Consider the following 18721-nt stretch of genomic DNA (forward strand, 5'->3'; position numbering starts at 1 on the left):
AAGATGGAAAGAGATAGAATACAACGTTATTCAATCAGAAAGTTGTCTGTTGGGGCAGCTTCCGTACTAATCGGAATGGGTTTTGCTGGAGCTACTACTGCTAATCAGGCAGATGCAGCTACTGTAGATACTAATCAAATAGAGCAGACTGAAAATGCTGCTACTCAAAATGCAGATTCTAATAAGAATTCAACTTTAGAAATTAAAACTCAAAGTGAAGCTCAAACTGAGAATGAAGTTAAAAACGAAAATTCAGCAAAGACTACAACTGAAGCTAATACTGCAGAAGTTTCTCAGACTCAATCAGATACGACTGCTCAAGTTGAACAAGATACGCAAGAACTTCCTACTCAAGAACAAACTTCAAATTCTCAAGTGACAAAAGATAGCGTAGAAAGTAAAAATGCTGCGTCATCTTCAGCTAATTCTCAAGTTCAGGTAGCACTCAAAGAAGATATTCAAAATAATCAGGCTGAAAAGCAATTACAAACATTGATGCCGTCTTCGGATGCCAAAGGGGCAAATGTTGATGATTTAACTAAGGAAACTACAACTTCAGTTTCTAATCAGTTGAATAAAAAAGAAGAGAAAAAAGTTAATAATTCTGCTGAACAAACTATTAATACTTTAGATACAGTAGATATTAAAAAATTGAAAAGTAACAGTTTAACAAATGATAATTTATCTCAAAATGAACTTGTAGAAAGTAAAGTAACTAAAAATGTTGCTACTACGTCTGATGGAACTGAAATTGATCCAGCTCAATATGGTTATATTAAAACAGGTGCAGGGTGGACAATCAGTACGAATACTATGGCTACAGCGAGTTCCAGCAAAATTTCACTTTCAATGCCTAAAGATGTTAATCGTACATTAAAGCAAGATGAACCATATTATGATGTTACTGGTAGTGGCACAATTGATGCAGATGTCTTAAAGGATAATAGTGGTAAAAAAATCCTACTTGCTTCAATTCCAGTAATTGAAACTGATCAATATCGTGAAAGTCTTACCTCAGCTGGCTATTTCCATACTCACCCATTAACTGTTGCGTTAGATGACGGTACCAGTCTCAAAGCTGGTGATATTAGCATTTCAGCTTGTGGTGGGTCTGACTGGAATATTGGTGGTTATGATAGCACTAAGCATGATAATAGATATGAAATAACGTTAAATGTTACGGCAACGCCTGAGCAATTAGCGCAATTTGCTGATGAGGTTACTTTTGATTATGATATCTCGGGTGGTGTGATTTTACAAAGAAGTATTGATTCATATGAAGGGTTTACAGATATGCCAGTGGGTTACACTCATGATGCTTATTTAATTACACCTGATAATGAAGTTTATACGGATCATATTAATCATAGTGCCGATGAAGATACTTTGAAGGTATTTACTGCTTCTGATAATCATACGTTAACAGGTAATATTACATCAACTGATAATCGTATATGGCTAAACAATACAGTTACGACTAATCTTGACAATATTCAAGATAGTACAGTAAAAAAAGTTGCTAAGATAACAAGTAGTGTAGTTGATGAAGATGGTAAGGAAATTGCGCCTGGATTTAATGGACATGATTTAGATGCAGCAAATGGTGGACATGCATATGATTTTCAGAAGCAAGTATTTAAAGGAAAAGACGGAAAATTATATCAAACTTCTGAGCAAATATCATCAATGAGTGGTAATCCAAGTATTAATCAAAAAAAGGTAGATGATGATTTAGACGCTAATACTCTTTATAATATGCTGCAACCAGATGAGATTTTAATTTCTTATCAAAATACTGATCATTCATATTTAATTGCGTGGTCACTTAATTCTAAAACTGTGTTGTCTAGTCCGAATTATGATGAAACTAATAAGAGGGCTTTCATAAATAGTTATGAAGGTTCTGTGATTGATCCAGCTAAACTTGGTTATAATAGCCGTCAAGAAATGCAAGATGATATTAATAAGCAGTTTAGTGAGGGAAAACAATACTATGCAATGTTAGAAATTAAAAACTCTGAACTTGATAATAATGCTAAAAGTTATAATAAGCCTTTTATTGTAACCAGTACTGATATTACACCTGAAAGTGACGTTAAAATAATTAATCAAGCTACTTATACACCTGATGGTACAAAAGTAAATGTTAATTATTATGCTAATGCTCCAATCTATTATATTGATAAAGATACGAAACAGAATATTTCTAATGATATAACTAAAGGAGTAAAAGGCAAGACTTCAAATGTGAAGTTTACTGTTCCTACTGGTTACGAATTTGCACCAGATCAAGCAGATAATGAAGATCACATTTTTACTGGTACAGCTACAGATCATATTGATGTATATGTAGTTGCTTCTAATCAAACTATTCCTATTAGCTATGTAGATGATTTAGCAAATCAAAAAGAAGTAGGTACTGACTCATTTATTGCTAAAACTGCTACTGATTATACTTATGTGGCTAATAAGATTCCTACTGGTTATCAACTAGCAAGTGATCAACCAGCAATTGTTACTGGTACAGTTAAGCCAACTGATAATAAAATTACTATTCATTTAGTTCATGCTAAAAAAGAAGTTTCTCAAAATAATGGTCAGTTAGTGCGTACAGTTACGGTTACTAATCCAGATGGATCAACTAAGCAAGTTTCAAATAAAACTTACAAGATTAAACGTACTGGTATGCAAGATGATATTACCGGTACTATTGAATGGAATCCTTGGTCAACTACAAATGTAGATGCGGTAGAAATTCCATACATCGATGGTTACACCGCATACCTTGTAGAAGGTGATAAAAGTTTAGCTAATACCAATGGTAAAGGTGCTTTGACTATTACTAAAGAAGAATTTACAGGTGATAATGACAACACTGATAAGATTCCTAACATTACCGAAAACTTTAAAGTAGCATACAGAGCAAATTCTCAAGTAGCACATGTTATCTTTACTGATAAGACAACTGGTAAACAACTTGATGCTCGAGATTTAGAAGGTAAATCTGGTACAACGAGTGTTTATGACCCAACTGAAACTATTAATGCTTACATTAAAGATGGTTACAAGCTTGATAAAAATGATATTGCTACTGCAGGTGGTAAAGTCGTCTTTGATAAAGCAGATGAGGGTGATCAAACTTACTATATTGATTTAAGTCACGTTCTTACTCCAGTAAATGAAAGTCACACTGCAACTCGTACAGTAACTTACACTTATAAAGGTGGGGTTAAGGCTGGACAAAAAGCTGCAAATGATAATGTTTCTACCGTAACATTTAATCGTACAGGTAAGCGTGATGAAGTAACTAAGCAAATTGCTTGGGATAAATGGACTCCAGGAGATACGGCTAACTTAGCTGCGGTAACAATTCCAACTATTAAAGGTTATACCGCTGACCATAGCAATATTGCTGTTAAAGCTGTTACCCCAGCAAATGCTGATTCTGTTAAAGATGTAGTTCAAGTTAACTACACTCCAGATAAGCAAGTAGCTTCGATTATTTTCTATGATGATACCAACAATGGTGAAAAATTATTCACTAAAGACTTATCAGGTGTTACTGACCAAAAGCAAAACTATGATCCAACAAATGATATTAAGGTTTACACGGACAAGTATTATGACGTGGTAAGTAATAATTATCCTAAGGGTGGTTTTGTCTTAGATAACGATGATAATAAAGACCAAGTATTTGAAGTTCACTTCAAACACCACATTGCAACTGTCACAGATCCTACAATGTTGACAGCTACTTTTGATCGTACAGTTACAACTCATACTCCAGATGGTAAATCAAGTGCTACTAAGCAACATTACGTGATTAACCGTACTGGTACTCAAGATTTAGTAACTAAGAAGTACACTTTCACTAATTGGTCAACTGCTCAAGTACATGAAGACAAAGGAAGTGTATTAGATGGTTACACTGCAAAAATTAATTCAGCAACCCCAGGTAACATCACTTCTATCAATAAAGATGGTGTACCTATTGTGAAAGCTGAAACATTTACTAATCCTAACGATGGTACTTTAACTGCTAAAAACGTAGTTGAAAGTGTCGATCTTGGCTATACTGCTAATAATCAAAAAGTGATCGTAAATTACATTGACGATACTACTAATAAGACATTAGAAACTAAGAATTTAGTGGGTAAATCAAATAGCGATTCCGGTTATACAACAGAACCAACTATCAAAAACTATTTAGAAAAAGGCTATGACCTTGTAAGTGATGATACTGCTGGTAAATCAATTAAATACGATGCTCATGACAAAGTAGATCAAGTTTACAATGTTCATTTAAAGCATCATATTTCACCAGTAACTGATCAAAAGATGTTGACTGCAACATTTAAGCGTACAGTTATTGAAAATCTACCAGATGGTAAGACTAAAGAAATCAGACAATTCTATGATATTCACCGTGTTGGTGCTCAAGATCAAGTAACCAAAGAATATACTTTTAGCAAGTGGTCAACTGCACCAGTTAATGAAGATGTCGGTGACGTATTAGATGGTTATACGACTACTATTACTTCACAATCTCCTAAAAATATTGCAAGTATCAATAAAGATGGTGCCCCAGTAGTTAAAGCAGAAGTATTTACTAATCCAGATAACAATTCAACTACTCCAAAGAATGTAAAAGAAAATATTGAACTAGGCTACACTGCTAATACTCAAAAAGCTACTGTAAATTACATTGATGATACTGATAATAAGACTCTTGCTTCTAAGGGATTAGAAGGTAAATCAAATAGTGATTCCGGTTATACTACGGCTGATACAATCAAGGATTACATTGCTAAGGGCTATGATTTGGTGAGCGATGATACTAACGGTAAATCAGTCCAATTTGATGCTCATGATAAAGTAGACCAAGTTTACAATGTTCACTTAAAGCACCGTATCTCAGATGTAACTGATAATCGTATTTTGAATGCTACATTTGATCGTGTAATTACTGAGAATATTCCTGGTAGTAAGCCAAAAGAAATCAAGCAACATTACGTGATCACTCGTACTGGTAAGCAAGACCAAGTAACTAAGGCATATACTTTCGGTGACTGGTCAGTTGCTCAAGTTACAGAAGATAAGGGTGATAAGGTCACTGGATACACTGCACAAATTGATGCAGCTAAGCCTGAAGACTTTATTACTTTAGTTGATGGTGTTCCTACTGCTAAGGCAGAACAATTTACTAATGAAAATGGTAAATTGCTTCCAAAGAATACTACTGAAACGGCAACTATCAACTATGTAGCAAATCCAGAAAGTGCTCAGTTAACTTATGTTGATGACACTACGGGACAAAATCTACAATCAGTTACTACCAATGGTAAATATGCCGATACTATCGTGTTTACCCCAGATGTTGATACTGTTATCAAAGATTATGAAGGTAAGGGCTACGTCTTAGTTTCAAATGATTTCAAGAATCAAACCTATGGTGATGGTGCCAACAACTTTACTGTTCATTTAGCTCATGGAACTAGAACAGTTAGTCGTTCAACGACTGCAAATGAAGTTATTCACTATGTATATCAAGATGGATCTAAAGCCCTTGATGATTATCAAGCAACTCCAATTACTTTTACTGATGAAGGTACTCAGGATTTGGTGACTGGTGAAACTGTTTGGAACAACAACTATACTCCAGTTAACGGAACATTTGCTGCTGTAGAATCACCTACAATTGATGGTTACAGTCCAGATAAGGCTTCTATTGATGCACAAACCGTTGATAGTAATAGTGGAAACTTAGCCTTTACTGTAACTTATGTGAAGGATCCTGAACCTATGGTTCCAAGTGAGCCAATTCAACCTAGTGAAGCTTCAACTACTCCAGTTGAACAACCAACTATGCCTGTAGAAGAACCAGTTACTGAGCCTACGGTAGAAAAAATTGCTACTAATACTGAACCAGTTGAGGAAAAGGTAGAAACTGAACCTACTAAGAAGAAAGTTGAAATCATTCTTCCTAAAGTTGAAAAACAAGCACAACCAACTGAGCCTAAAGAAAATGAATTACCACAAACCGGTACTAAAGACGAAAGTAAATTAGGAATTATCGGTGCAGCGGTTGCTGGAATTGCTGGTGTCTTCGGATTAGGTGCTGGTAAAAAGAAGAAAGAAGACTAATTAAGATGAAAAAATATTTGTTAACGAAAGAATTACGTATCTAGGGCTTCCCTAGATGGTGTAAGCTTGATTAACTTATAGTGTAAACACAATATTAGAAAAAGCTCTCTAATGTCGATATTTTGGCGTTAGGGAGTTTTTGATTTTTGTAAGAAAGTATGGAAAAAATCATGTCAGAAGAAAAAAAGGCTGAGATAAAAAGAAATGCAAAAGTTTTGATTACTAAGAATTTAGAAATCAAAGCAAATCGAGCGCAAGAAGAATATCTTCAACAAAATGGATTAAGTAAGGAATATATTAATCCTACTGTTCCATCTCAAATTGTTGATGCATTAAGTGGTGTAGCAACAGAAGAGTTTCTTAAATATTATCCAGATACTGATGAAGATACACTTGATAATAATGTTCAAGAATATATCAATCAAAATTATAACGATAACTTTATGTTGAGTCAGGTTGAGTATCGTCAAAATGAAGATGAGATAAAGGAAAAGATGATAGATAAGCTTGTCATGTTAGTTGCTAACAGTGACAAATATAATGGTGTAGATAGAGGAGCAGTCTTTCAGCAAGCACGAAGTATTTCAACATTGAGAGAATTACATAGCTATCTTACTGAAGATGGTATTGAATTATTCATGGAAAAATACGGCCTTGATAATCAATCTTCTAAAGGTAATAAAAAGTAGTAATAAATAAAAAACAGGATGCTGGCAGGCATCCTGTTTAGGTGTTAAAAGCCTTAAATATCAAGAACGCAGATTCATTATCAAAAAAATGACTTTAAATATTCCTTTTGATGATCACAAATTATTAAAGAGAGAATATTATTGCGGATATATCGAAGTATTACCTAGTGATAAAATTTTTGAAGACGTTAAAAATCTTGATGTTTTGGATTTGGCTGAAAAATATCTTGAATTAGATGGTGCAGCTGGCAGTATCTCTTTCATGAATCATTTAGTTTATACTGGTGATGAAAAAGCTTATTTTTTAGGCATGGATACTGAGAATTTACATGCAAGACCAGAAGATGAACTTGCTTATGTAAACGAATCGTTGATTGCAATGAATCAAGAAATTAGAAAGTTGAATGGTGAAAAATAAAATGAGTGTGATGAAACCAAATGAAATTGTAGATAATGGCCCAAGCCGTATGTCACTGTACAGGCTTTACAATGAATACTCAGACGACGTTAGCGAAATCATTAATGATTATATTGATGATTATATTGATGATGTTCATAAGATATCTCTAGCTGGAAAGTATATGGATTTTTGGGATATGTGCGATTATGTTAGAAAAAGAATGATGGATAGATTATTTATATATCTTGATGGTGATTTAAATCAAATTAACAAAACTGGTGATAAACAAGCTGTTGAAGAATTGCTTAACAAAAGTGGTTGGAAAGTAATACATAAAGAACGTAATGGTAGTATTTTTAGACATGCGTTTTTATGGCTAAGTATACGACCATATGTGATAGCTAAATAAGAGTTATTTAGAGCACTAGATACTATGAATTAGAAAGTTGAATGGTGAAAAATTATTAGATATGATCTTGGTGAAGTTGGAGCTAATATGCCTTCGCAATTCTTTGAAAGTATAGATGGACAGCAGAATTTTTGGGTATGAGCGTTAAAGAACTTAAAGTTTTACCTTCAGGTAGTCAAGTTACTGATAAGAATGGTAAGAGGTGGATTCTTTGGATAGGAATGGTGTAGTTTGAAAAATATGCAAAAGTATGAGAAAACCCAAGATAAACAAGAGTGTGCGCAACATTATCTTGAAAAACTTTTCATTAGTAGAATTTTTGAAGGAAAATGAGGAAAAATTTGTGGAAGAAAAATCAGAGATAATCTACGTACCCATGCCAGTAATGAATACAAAACAGGCTAGGCTAACTAAGCATTATAAATTTGTGAGATACACTAATTATGTTTTGCAGTTTATTGGAGTTTTTATCGGAATATGGCTATTTTTAGAACTAAGTCCTGAAGTAATCAAAGCTGGAGTTTTGAGTAAAAAGCAACTAATCACCAACATGATGCTTTATCTATGGCTAACTTGCATGGTTGTAACAGTAGTATTTTCATTAATCATCCTAACAATTATTAGATCAACTAGATTTTCAGTAATTACTTTTTGGGGCCATTGGCCAGTAAAAGGTGAGCATTTTTTTGAGGATAAAGCTAAACTTGAGCAAGTAATTGCTAGTTCAAGTACTAGTAAAGACATTCGTTCATTTAAAGGTGCATGGATTTTTAACATTGTTTTGACTATTTTGGCATTCATTTTGATTACTAGGCAAAGTACTTCAGCATTTATGCTTTCAATGGCAAGAATTTGGATGATAGCGATTATTATTGATGGCTTATTTAATTTATGGGTTCAAGTAGTTTTTGATGATTTGAAATTTACCATTGCGAAAATTACAGATCCTAAACACTACCTATCGTTCGCAAAAACTCGGAATAAATTCCCATTGTAGTTCATTAACTAAATAAATATTTTTAAGGGATGCAGAATTGCATTCCTTTTTGTGTTACTTATTAATTTTGAATATTGGCTTGTGGAGGTAAAGAAATGCATAAAAGGGTAGCAGTTGTTCCTGTGCAGACTCAACAAGGTTGGATGTATCAGGATGGGTCAGTTATTGATGCAGAGGGATTGAAAGTATTTCTTGTTGCATTTAATGATTTAAGTAAGAAGATAGCATATATTGCTATTTTTGACGTAGAAACTGGGAGTTTGATTGATGAAGTAAATTTAATTCCTGAGGATATTCCAATAATTAATAAGACTGGTGGTTTAACTGAGAATACTTGGGCTAGGGTTTGCTTGAAAATAACTGGTATCAGTATGTGGTATAAAGCACGCAATAGTAAAGATGTAAAAGAAGCAAGACTACAGGAATTGAATCGAATGAAAGACGATAGACCACCAATTTTCTATCTAGATAAAGATGATCCTAAACTTTATGAAAAAATTAAGAGGATTAAAAATCAAAATTTAAATTTATAAGAGGGAAAAATATGGATGATAAATATCAAAATATAGCAGTTATTCCTGTTATTACTGATAAAGGTTGGAAGTATATGAATGGTCAAGTATTCAACATTGACGGTTTAGAACTGTTTGTAATTGCTACCGACGGAATCAATTATGATAAGTCTATGGCTATCTTTGACTTAATAACAGGGAGCTTTATTATTGAAGTGCCATTGAGTGAAGTGGATTTTTTATTAATGAATGAAAGTGGACATGTAACTAAAAGTACATGGAATGTATTAGAGCAAACTATGCATGAAATTGTATCAGAATTTCGAAAATGGGGTTCTAAGAAGCTTCACAAGTATCGGCAGTTAGATTTAAGCAGTATCAATAAAAAACGTCCACCACTCTACTATTTAAGACGTGATGATCCTGAGCTATACGATAAAATTAGAGAAATTGAAGCAGAATATAATGGAGTATGATGAAGATTAGGAAAGTAAGAAAGCTAATGTTAGATAAAATATAATTTTGAATTTGGGATGGTTAGAAAGTTCAATTATTTAGATGTTATATATAAGTTAGAATCAAACTAGAAATCTAGAAATATAGAAGTATTACAGGGGATGCATAATTGCATCTCTTTTTTATATGGAGAAAAATATGCGAAGCAGCAAAGACTTGAGTAATGCTAAGAGTAGCAAAAAGGATGAATTCTATACCTCTTATCATGATATAGAACTTGAGATTGAAAACTATAAAAGCCAATTAAAGGCTAAGGTGGTGATCTGTAACTGTAACGATTCGTTAAAAAGTAATTTTACTAAATATTTTCTAGATAACTTTAACCGTTTGAGCTTGAAGAGACTAATATGTATTAGTTATGGTCATTTATCAAATCAACATGGGTATGTTTTGGATAAGAAAAAAGGCTTAAAGCCTAGTATTCAAACTTTACAGGGCGATGGTGATTTTAAATCAGATGAAAGTATCTATTACTTAAAGCAAGCAGATGTAGTGGTTACTAATCCACCCTTTTCACTGTTTAGGCAATTTTTAAGTATTTTAAGTAAATACAAGAAGAAATTTATTATTTTAGGCAATGTTAATGCTTTGACTTATAAAGAAGTATTTTCTTTGATTTTGAAAAATCAATTATGGTTAGGTGCTAGTATTCACTCAAGTGATAGAGAATTTAAGGTTCCAAGTGATTATCCGTTAGCTGCTTATGGAAGTCGAAGGGATGCTAATGGTGTCGGATATATACGTGTTACTGGGGTCAGGTGGTTTACTAATGTTAATTATTTGCAGCGATACAAGAAATTAGTATTAAAGCAAGACTATAATCCTAATGATTATCCGAATTATGATAATTACAATGCTATCGAAGTGGGTCGAGTAGCAAACATTCCTAGAAATTATGATGGAGTAATGGGGGTTCCAATAACTTTTATGGATAAATTTAATCCTGAACAATTTAAAATCTTAGGTCTGGATAGACACGTGGCTCCTAAGGAATCTTTAAAAGGTGGAAGATTAGCTGTTTATGGAAAAAGAAAATACGCCCGTATTTTAATCAAGAGAATTTTGAATGATAGTAAATAATAAATTTTTTAACAGTAAAACTTGAAAGGAAGATAATTGAAACCTATTTTAAAATACCCAGGTGGTAAGCAACGTGAGTTGAAGTACTATCTGAAATATATACCAAGATTTAAAAAATACTATGAACCATTTTTGGGGGGGTGGAGCAACGTACTTTGCACTGCAGCCTAAAAAAGCGAGGCTAGGAGACATCAATAATCGTTTGATTAAGTTCTACCTTAATCTGGTAAACAACTATCCTACGGTTAAAGATGAGATTTCTCACTTATCAAAGGAATATGAAGAAAATAGACAAATTGAGGGCGGTGATAGTAGAAGAAATAGTGATATGTATTATCGAGTGAGAGATATGTTTAATGGAAAAGCAGAACCTACCTTAGATTTTGCTACTATTTACTACGTTATCAATCACTTAGCATATTCAGGAATAATTAGATACAACAAAAAGGGAGAGTACAATATTGCATATGGCTGGTATGCACATTTGAACTCGTCCTTATTAACTGATGAGCATTATGAATTACTAAAAACAGCAGAAATTAATAAAGAATCCTATGAAAAGTCTTTTGAGCAAGCAAGTTCAAAAGACTTTATTTTTTTAGATCCACCATATGATTGTACATATTCAAGTTATGGAAACCTGCAGTTTATTGGTGACTTTAAAGAAGATGAACATCGAAAGTTAGCACAAGATTTTAAAAATTTATCTGCTAAAGCATTAATGATCATTGCTGCTACTGATTTAACTAAGGAGCTATATGCACCTTATGTTCAAGATGAATACAGAAAAAATTATTCTTTGAATATCAAAAATAGATTTCAACTTGGTGCAGAGCACTTGGTTGTAGCGAATTATGATATTCGTGAAATAGAGAGAAGTTAAAAAATGGACGAAAAAGAAAAGCAACAAAAATTTAAAAAAATTAACAAGGATTTTGCAATGATGACAAAACCATTATTGAATATAGTAGCTTCTGAATATTTTCCAGAGTTGAGTTATGAGGAATTAGACAAACTTCTTTTGGAAGACGATACAGTTAGTTCAATTGTTAAGTTGACGAAATCAAGTAGTTCCGATGACATTAACAACTATATGGACAAGAAGCTGGAGAAGTAAACAATGCAATTTATAGATATGTTTGCTGGTATCGGTGGCTTTAGAACAGGTTTAGAAAATGCCGGACATACTTGTGTTGGATATATAGAAATAGATAAATTTGCAAGACAAAGTTATGAAGCTATTTATGATACGAGAGGAGAATTTACAGCTTATGATATTCAAAAAGTTCAAGGGGGGGGAACTCCCAAGCGCTAAAATCTGGACATTTGGAAGTCCATGCCAAGATATTAGTATTGCTGGAAAGGGACTTGGAATTGTCAAGGGAAAAAGAAGCTCTATGTTTTTTGAAGTTATCAGATTACTTAAAGAAAGAATTGAAAACAAAAAGACGCTACCTACCTATCTCATCATGGAAAATGTTAAAAACTTACTTTCCAGCAATCGAGGATGGGATTTTACCAGAGTACTCTTTGAAATGGGCAAAGTCGGGTACGATGCTGAATGGTCAGTTCTCGACTCTGCCCAAGTCGTCCCTCAGCACAGGGAGAGAATATATATTGTCGGACATCTTAGAACAGCAAGTTCCAGAAAAGTTTTTCCTATCGAAGGACAAAATACAGCAACTTTTGAAGGCTCAAAAGTAGAAACAGTTGGTCATTACGGGGAGAAGAGACACCAAAGCAGTATTGTTTATGATCCTATTGGTACATCCCCAACTTTGAGTGCAACAGACTATAAACATCCAGTTAAAGTAGCAGTCAAACAAGTGGGACAATTATGGAAAGGCGGTAGCTTTGGTGGCAATCCCCAAAGAGGAAGAGTTTATAGTACTGCTGGCGCATCTCCGACTTTAGGTACAATGCAAGGTGGTGGACTTGAACCCAAAATAGTAGTTAAACCATGCTTAACTCCAGATAGAATAAAAAAGCGTCAAAATGGTAGACGCTTTAAAAATAATGATGATCCTAGTTTTACTATTACAGTTGAAGATAGAAATGGTGTAATGATTGCTAACAAAGGAGAGATTGCTATTAGAAAGTTAACGCCGTTGGAATGTTGGAGACTGCAAGGATTTAGTGATGAACAATTTTATAAAGCAAAGCAAGCCGGAGTCAGTGATAGCCAGTTATATAAACAAGCAGGTAATGCAGTAACTACTAAAGTTGTTGAAGCAATAGGTAGAAAACTATATGAGGTTAATAAGTATTGATTAGATTAGTTAATGATAATTGCTTGAATGCAATGAAAGATATTCCAGATGAGTCAGTAGATATGATACTTGCTGACTTACCCTATGGAATTATTAGAAATGATTGGGATGTGATGATTCCTTTAGCTAAATTATGGGAGCAATATGACCGCATTATCAAAGAACACGGTTGTATTGCTCTTTTTGGTACAGAAAAATTTTCTACTAAGTTGGCAGCAAGTAATTTAAAAGAATTTAGATATCGCTGGTATTGGGAAAAGAATAATCCAGTAGGTTTTTTAAATGCTAACAGGATGCCACTTAAAAATATTGAAGAAATTAATATTTTTTATAAACATTTACCGACATATAATCCAGTAATGACTAAGGGAAAGCCCTATGTTACGACTTCACACAATTCCAGCTCTAATTATGATGCGAAAAAGAGTCATGTAACTATAAACGATGGTGTGAGGTTTCCAAAACAAGTAATACATGTTAGAAATGATAATATGCATCAGGTACACCCTACGCAAAAACCAGTTGAGTTACTTGAATATTTGATTCAGACATATACAAATGAATATGACGTTGTTTTGGATAATACTATGGGTAGTGGTAGTACTGGTGTAGCAGCAATAAATTTAAATCGAGATTTCATCGGAATGGAGATACAGCAAAACTATTTTGAAATAGCAAAAGATAGAATTAAAAAAGCAATAACTGAAAAAGTGACTATTGCTTCGGCTACTGTAAACGAGTAAGCTTAAATATAGGACAGGAAAACTGTCTATATTCTTTTAACTTCCATCAAGATATTGATGTTAAATATATATCATGTAGATCTAAGAGGAATCCTAGTATTCCTCTTTTTTGTTTGTCTAATCAAATTTAGCTAAATGATATATTTAAGATATAATTATTTGTGGCCAAAGTATTATATACTTTAATGAATAGGGATGCTCCTTAAATGGGGCATCCCTATTTTTGTGTGCATATTTTTATCGATTCTGACTTTTCCAGCTTTTTTAAAAATAGCTAGTAAAATTTAGTTTATAGGTGAAATAGGAGGTTTTTATGAAAACAAATGAAATGCTTCAAATCTTTGATCCTGAAAAGTTTTTCTGGGATAAGGCTGCTGACACTTTGAAATTATATTACTCACAAAATGTAGCAAATATACCTACACTCAGATATGCCTTTGATTATGATAAGGAAAAGAAACAGTTTGTGTACTACGTTGGGCTGACCATTGAAAATGAGTTTTTTGGTAACTTAGAAATAATATTGCCGATTATCCGAGCATCTACTCCTCAAAAAGCTAAAGCAGACCAAAAGTACATGCGTGAAGATAGCGACTTGGTAAGTACCATAAGTTTTGCTTTTGGGGTACTTGGAGCTAAAAGTTTAAAGTTAGTCGAGCTTTCTGGTAAAGAACGTATTATTTTACTAAAAATTAAGTAGTATAATTTGTAGTTGTTAATGCTTTTAGGGATGCTTCGTAATTGAGGTAACCCTATTATTTTTTTGTTTATTTAAATTAATTTGTTGAATATATTCAACAAATATATTAATATATAAGTGTAAAGAGTTAGTAGATAGTACATAGAAAAGAGATATAAAAATTATGCAAGTAAAAGTAGAAACTCAATTTAATCCTTCTGAATATACTCATGAAGACGAACCTGTTGTTTATGTAAATGATACTGCTGTAGGTCATTTAGAATGGGATGCAGACCAAGATGGCGGTTCTTGGGTATTTTGGCCATCTGATATTGATGATGGCGTTACTTTGTATGGTACCGTTGAGGAATCACTTTCAGAAATCAAGGATAGATACGAAAATCAATAAGTATCAGATTTAGCATTAAGCGGTTATCTACTAGATAATTGATTGATGCTTTTATTTTTTACGAGGATAAACTAAATGATTAGAGATTTAGATAAAGCATATTTAATTCTTCAAGCACCAGGATTAAGTTTGAAAGATTTAGCAGAAAAAACTAGAATCAAATATCAGACTTTGCGTCTATATAAGTCTAATAACGACAGATTAAGAGCTGCGGCAGCAACTCAAATAAGTGATTTAGCAAGTGAATGGGAGAATCATCCAACGTTCAACTTACTTACTGTTCCTTGGATAAAAGTTTTAAGTAATAAGACTTTTGAAGAAGAGACTGTATCATTAACTAAATTGTTAACTAGCGCTAAAGAATATCGAATGCTTGCAAATGATATGAAAATTCAAGATGTAGCAATACTTCGGTTAATCTTGGCCATTGTATTATCTGTATATTCACGTTTTGATGTAGAAGGTAAGTCCTATGATTGGGTTACTATAAAACAAACATCAATGAGATTAAGTAGAGTACACGAAGAAAAATATAATGAAGCAGATATACTTAGTACTTGGAAGCAACTTTATAAGAATAAAGCATTCAGCAAAGTTTTGTTTGACTATCTTAACAAAATTAAAAATGATTTCGATTTGTTTGGAGATAATCCATTTTTTCAAGTTAATAAAGACATTTATGATGCAAATGTTCCTAAAAATAAAAAAGTGGAAAACGGTAAAGGAACTGTAGCATTACGTCAGTTAAATCGAAGAATAGGTGAAAGTGGTAATAGTAAATCTATCTTTTCACCTAAGTCAGAAACTTATAAGGATGAGCTGGAGTTTGCTGAGCTTGCGAGATGGGTACTTACCTATCAAAGTTATACAAGTGTAATTGATAAGACTAAAGTTGTTCCTGGTGATTTTAGTGTTTCAGCTGGATGGACATATAAGCTGAATCCTTATTTTGTTCAAGCTGATAATATATTTGATACTTTGATGTTGAACTTATCTTTAATTGATGAGACACATCAATACAAAGCTCAAAGACCGTCTTGGGAGTGGAATAAGGAAGATTACCTTGCTTATCGTTTAAAGCTTGAAAAGCCGTCTAATCAAGCTGAGAGCTATACTTTATGGTCAAGGATGCTTCATATTGAGCTATCTGATTATGGAGAACCACAATTGTTTTCTGCAGGACTTCCTAAAATGGATAATCAAGAAGCATATGAAGAGCCGATGACTATCTGGAGATACAGTGATAAAAAAGCAACGTTTATTCCAGATAGAGTGATGCAGAGTAATTATTATGTACCTATGTTTGTAAATATGAATAGATTTATAGATAAGTCAGTAGATAAAAGCAATCATCAATCAACAATCGGCTATTGGATAGATTATCTTTATGGAAAAGACCTACTAGAAAAGGAAAAGCCTGTAAACTTAGTGTCAATCAGTCTGTTGGACGATGAAAAAGGATCATCACAATTACTATATGCAGAAAAATATGGTGATGTGATGTTGGAATTGAATAAAATTTGCTCAGATGATTGGAAAAAAGTAATAGATACTGCTGCACTTGTTGCAAGAAAAGCATCTAGTATTCTTTGGCATTTTGTAAATGAAGATACTAAATTAAAGGGACTCAATAATCCTAAAATTGCAGATAAAGTAGTTAATGAGTTTTGGCTCAATCTTAACTTTCAAGACTGGATTAATGATTTGGATTTAAGCGGTAAAAGAGAAAATTTGAGCATCTGGTTTGATGAAGTTAAGGAGGATGTCGTTGATATTGCTGAACAACAGGTAAGATTAGCTTCTGCTCGAGAAATACGAGGAGACAGCCAAAATAATATTCATACGCTATATAATGCACTTTATGGTCAGTTGATAGGGATGCTAAAAAAGACGGCTAAAGATTATTCAGAAGGTTTGTAGAAAAATGAGCGATAAAGTAAAAATTGAATACAAAGGTAAGATCTATTATAGGCTTGCTGACTTAGCTCATGATTATGGCATAAGTGCGAAGTTAGTAAGTGATAGATGGCATAAAGGACATCGAAACCCTAAAGACTTGTTAGAAAAAGGTAAACTCTTTACTATTTCTCCGTATGCACATCAAATTACCTATCAAGGAACTACTTATAATTCTGCACGTGACTTTGCTAGAAAGCATGACTTAATTTATGGTAAAGTTCTTAGCTTAATAAAAAAGGATATCACGGATCCGCAAAAACTGATAGATAAAGGAAAGCGCAGTGAGTATACGCAGGTTGAGATGTTGACTAAAGCACGTAAATTGGATGAAGAGCAAAGGGATAAATTTCTAAGCGCTAGAAATTTATTATCTGTTCAACAGGTTAGTAAGATGACTAAGGTTCCAACTCACCCTATCAATGTTTTGGCAAATAGTTTAATTAAAGGGACGAAAAAAAAGGGCTATTTAGGACTTAAAAAATCTGATTTAGTTAAGTTGGATTTTGAAGATGATGAAGATAAGAAAAAAATAAAGGATGGTGCTTTTATTGGTGAATATGGTTTTAAAAAATCTGCGGTAGACCATATTTTAAAGCGTATTAACATCATAAAAGATCGTGAGATGAAACAATTACCTGAACCATTTTCTAATTATTATTATGATATAGAACATAAAGAGGTTTGGAAATATTATCCTTTAGGCTATGGTACTATTCGTTTGAATATTTTTGGAGGTGGCAAATATTTCAAATTTGCTATTGGTAAAAAACAATTTCAATTTACGCCTGACGCTCTTGATGATATTGTTAAAAATCCAGAGATTACATATCAAGATTTATTGACTAAGCAAGATATAATCAAAAATTCAGATTTGACAGCTTCACGTTGGCATAATAGAAAAATTTCAAAATATCTGCCACCTCTGCATGTTCGCTATGATAAAACTGGAAATAGAGTAAGTGGTTGGACTAAAGAAGAAATATTATATCCAGAAAAATTACGACTATTAAATATGAATAAAGTGTAGGTATACAACAAAATTGGGTTAAATTTATTGACAAAAATTTGTATGAAATAAGATCCAAAGTTGGAAAAAATCAGCAACGTGGTCTATATTTTCATGAATGATGCCAGCAATTTTCTAGCTTTTTTATTTAAAAACAGACTGTAAACTAAAAAATTCTCAAGAGTTCTCTTGAGAATTTTTAAATATAATTATGGAATTATAGTATCTTTTTAATAATAAACTTAAAGTCGGAGGTTGGGTAAAAAGTACAGGGATGGTCAAAATTTTTACCATAGAAAGTTTATTTCCGACTACATTTAGACTTTTAGTGGTTACTTTTGTTGATAATCTTAAGCACAAGCTCGATTAGTCCGATAATTAAATTTCCGAAGAGTAGCATGAGCTCTACTGTGTGATACATTATAAGTCACTTCCCTTATATATTTTTTCAGCTTTAATTATGATGTATAAGAGAATAGTTTTTTATAATATTACGAGCTGGTGAAAACTTGGTAATTCATTGCCGAGATGAAACCAGCTTTTTCAGTGATTTTCTATTTTAGTATATTTTTGAATTTGCTATAATTTTTGCTACGGGGAGGTGAAAAAATGTTAGCTGGAATTAAATTAAGACTCTATCCCAATCAAGTTCAAAAAGATAAATTGATGCAGATGTTTGGTAATGATAGATTCGTTTGGAATCAAATGTTAGCGATGATGAATGAAAGGTATAAAAATAATCATCATTTGCCATTTCTAGGAAAGTATAAGTTAAACTATCTTTTACCGTCGATGAAATTAGAATTTCCATTTTTGAAGAATAGTGATTCCTCAAGTTTGCAAGTTATAAATGAGACTTTGAATAATTCTTGGAAGAAATTCTTTCAACATAAAGGTGGTAGACCCCA

19 protein-coding genes and 1 pseudogene are annotated in these 18721 nt (G+C 32.8%); 19 read left to right on the forward strand and 1 reads right to left on the reverse strand.

From position 1 onward, the window contains the following. Positions 1–3 precede the first annotated feature (3 nt). From HDR40_RS09640 to HDR40_RS09720, 18 genes and pseudogenes are all read left to right on the forward strand, one after another. Positions 4–6144 (forward strand): YSIRK-type signal peptide-containing protein, encoded by a 6141-nt coding sequence (locus HDR40_RS09640; RefSeq protein WP_290628152.1) that lies wholly within the window; start codon positions 4–6, stop codon positions 6142–6144. A gap of 170 nt (positions 6145–6314) precedes the next feature. Then, positions 6315–6833, forward strand: coding sequence for a hypothetical protein (locus HDR40_RS09645; RefSeq protein ID WP_290628154.1), 519 nt, complete (start codon positions 6315–6317; stop codon positions 6831–6833). Positions 6834–6921: 88 nt separating this feature from the next. Beyond that, positions 6922–7251, forward strand: coding sequence for a hypothetical protein (locus HDR40_RS09650; RefSeq protein ID WP_290628156.1), 330 nt, complete (start codon positions 6922–6924; stop codon positions 7249–7251). Next, positions 7238–7642, forward strand: a complete 405-nt coding sequence (locus HDR40_RS09655) for a hypothetical protein (RefSeq protein ID WP_290628158.1) — start codon at positions 7238–7240, stop codon at positions 7640–7642. Before HDR40_RS09650 ends, HDR40_RS09655 begins: the two co-directional genes overlap by 14 nt. Before the next feature lie 343 nt (positions 7643–7985). After that, the gene (locus HDR40_RS09660) at positions 7986–8639 is read left to right on the forward strand and encodes a hypothetical protein (protein ID WP_290628159.1); all 654 of its coding nucleotides are present in this window, start codon (positions 7986–7988) and stop codon (positions 8637–8639) included. A gap of 95 nt (positions 8640–8734) precedes the next feature. After that, positions 8735–9172, forward strand: coding sequence for a hypothetical protein (locus HDR40_RS09665; RefSeq protein WP_290628161.1), 438 nt, complete (start codon positions 8735–8737; stop codon positions 9170–9172). 11 nt (positions 9173–9183) lie between these two features. After that, the gene (locus HDR40_RS09670; RefSeq protein WP_290628163.1) at positions 9184–9627 is read left to right on the forward strand and encodes a hypothetical protein; all 444 of its coding nucleotides are present in this window, start codon (positions 9184–9186) and stop codon (positions 9625–9627) included. A 178-nt stretch (positions 9628–9805) separates the two neighbouring features. Further along, positions 9806–10747, forward strand: coding sequence for an adenine-specific methyltransferase EcoRI family protein (locus HDR40_RS09675; protein ID WP_290628165.1), 942 nt, complete (start codon positions 9806–9808; stop codon positions 10745–10747). A gap of 121 nt (positions 10748–10868) precedes the next feature. Further along, positions 10869–11630 (forward strand): Dam family site-specific DNA-(adenine-N6)-methyltransferase, encoded by a 762-nt coding sequence (locus HDR40_RS09680; protein WP_290628530.1) that lies wholly within the window; start codon positions 10869–10871, stop codon positions 11628–11630. A 3-nt stretch (positions 11631–11633) separates the two neighbouring features. Then, entirely contained in the window at positions 11634–11864 is a 231-nt protein-coding gene (locus HDR40_RS09685; protein WP_290628167.1) for a hypothetical protein, read from the forward strand. 3 nt (positions 11865–11867) lie between these two features. Beyond that, positions 11868–12062: a DNA cytosine methyltransferase gene (locus HDR40_RS09970; protein WP_365936805.1), complete on the forward strand. Its 195-nt coding sequence runs from the start codon at positions 11868–11870 to the stop codon at positions 12060–12062. Then, positions 12019–13017, forward strand: a complete 999-nt coding sequence (dcm, locus tag HDR40_RS09690) for a DNA (cytosine-5-)-methyltransferase (protein ID WP_365936807.1) — start codon at positions 12019–12021, stop codon at positions 13015–13017. Before HDR40_RS09970 ends, dcm begins: the two co-directional genes overlap by 44 nt. Continuing rightward, the gene (locus HDR40_RS09695) at positions 13014–13760 is read left to right on the forward strand and encodes a site-specific DNA-methyltransferase (protein WP_290628171.1); all 747 of its coding nucleotides are present in this window, start codon (positions 13014–13016) and stop codon (positions 13758–13760) included. The genes dcm and HDR40_RS09695 overlap by 4 nt, the downstream gene beginning before the upstream one ends. 313 nt (positions 13761–14073) lie before the next feature. Continuing rightward, positions 14074–14460, forward strand: a complete 387-nt coding sequence (locus HDR40_RS09700; RefSeq protein ID WP_290628173.1) for a hypothetical protein — start codon at positions 14074–14076, stop codon at positions 14458–14460. A gap of 163 nt (positions 14461–14623) precedes the next feature. Beyond that, positions 14624–14848 (forward strand): hypothetical protein, encoded by a 225-nt coding sequence (locus HDR40_RS09705; RefSeq protein WP_290628175.1) that lies wholly within the window; start codon positions 14624–14626, stop codon positions 14846–14848. Between the two features lie 75 nt (positions 14849–14923). Next, on the forward strand, positions 14924–16768 hold the full coding sequence (locus HDR40_RS09710; protein WP_290628177.1) for a type I-E CRISPR-associated protein Cse1/CasA: 1845 nt from the start codon (positions 14924–14926) through the stop codon (positions 16766–16768). A gap of 4 nt (positions 16769–16772) precedes the next feature. Further along, positions 16773–17834: a hypothetical protein gene (locus HDR40_RS09715; RefSeq protein WP_290628179.1), complete on the forward strand. Its 1062-nt coding sequence runs from the start codon at positions 16773–16775 to the stop codon at positions 17832–17834. A gap of 14 nt (positions 17835–17848) precedes the next feature. Next, positions 17849–17929: pseudogene (locus tag HDR40_RS09720) on the forward strand (type II toxin-antitoxin system RelE/ParE family toxin); the annotation flags it as partial. A 209-nt stretch (positions 17930–18138) separates the two neighbouring features. Here the strand turns inward: HDR40_RS09720 and HDR40_RS09975 are convergent. Further along, positions 18139–18234, reverse strand: a complete 96-nt coding sequence (locus HDR40_RS09975; protein WP_365936794.1) for a putative holin-like toxin — start codon at positions 18232–18234, stop codon at positions 18139–18141. A 188-nt stretch (positions 18235–18422) separates the two neighbouring features. On the opposite strand from HDR40_RS09975, the gene HDR40_RS09725 reads away from it, so the two are divergent. Then, positions 18423–18721, forward strand: a 299-nt coding sequence (locus tag HDR40_RS09725) for a transposase (RefSeq protein WP_290628532.1), incomplete at its 3' end; no start/stop codon positions are given.

The sequence above is a fragment of the Lactobacillus sp. genome (genome assembly GCF_014803895.1).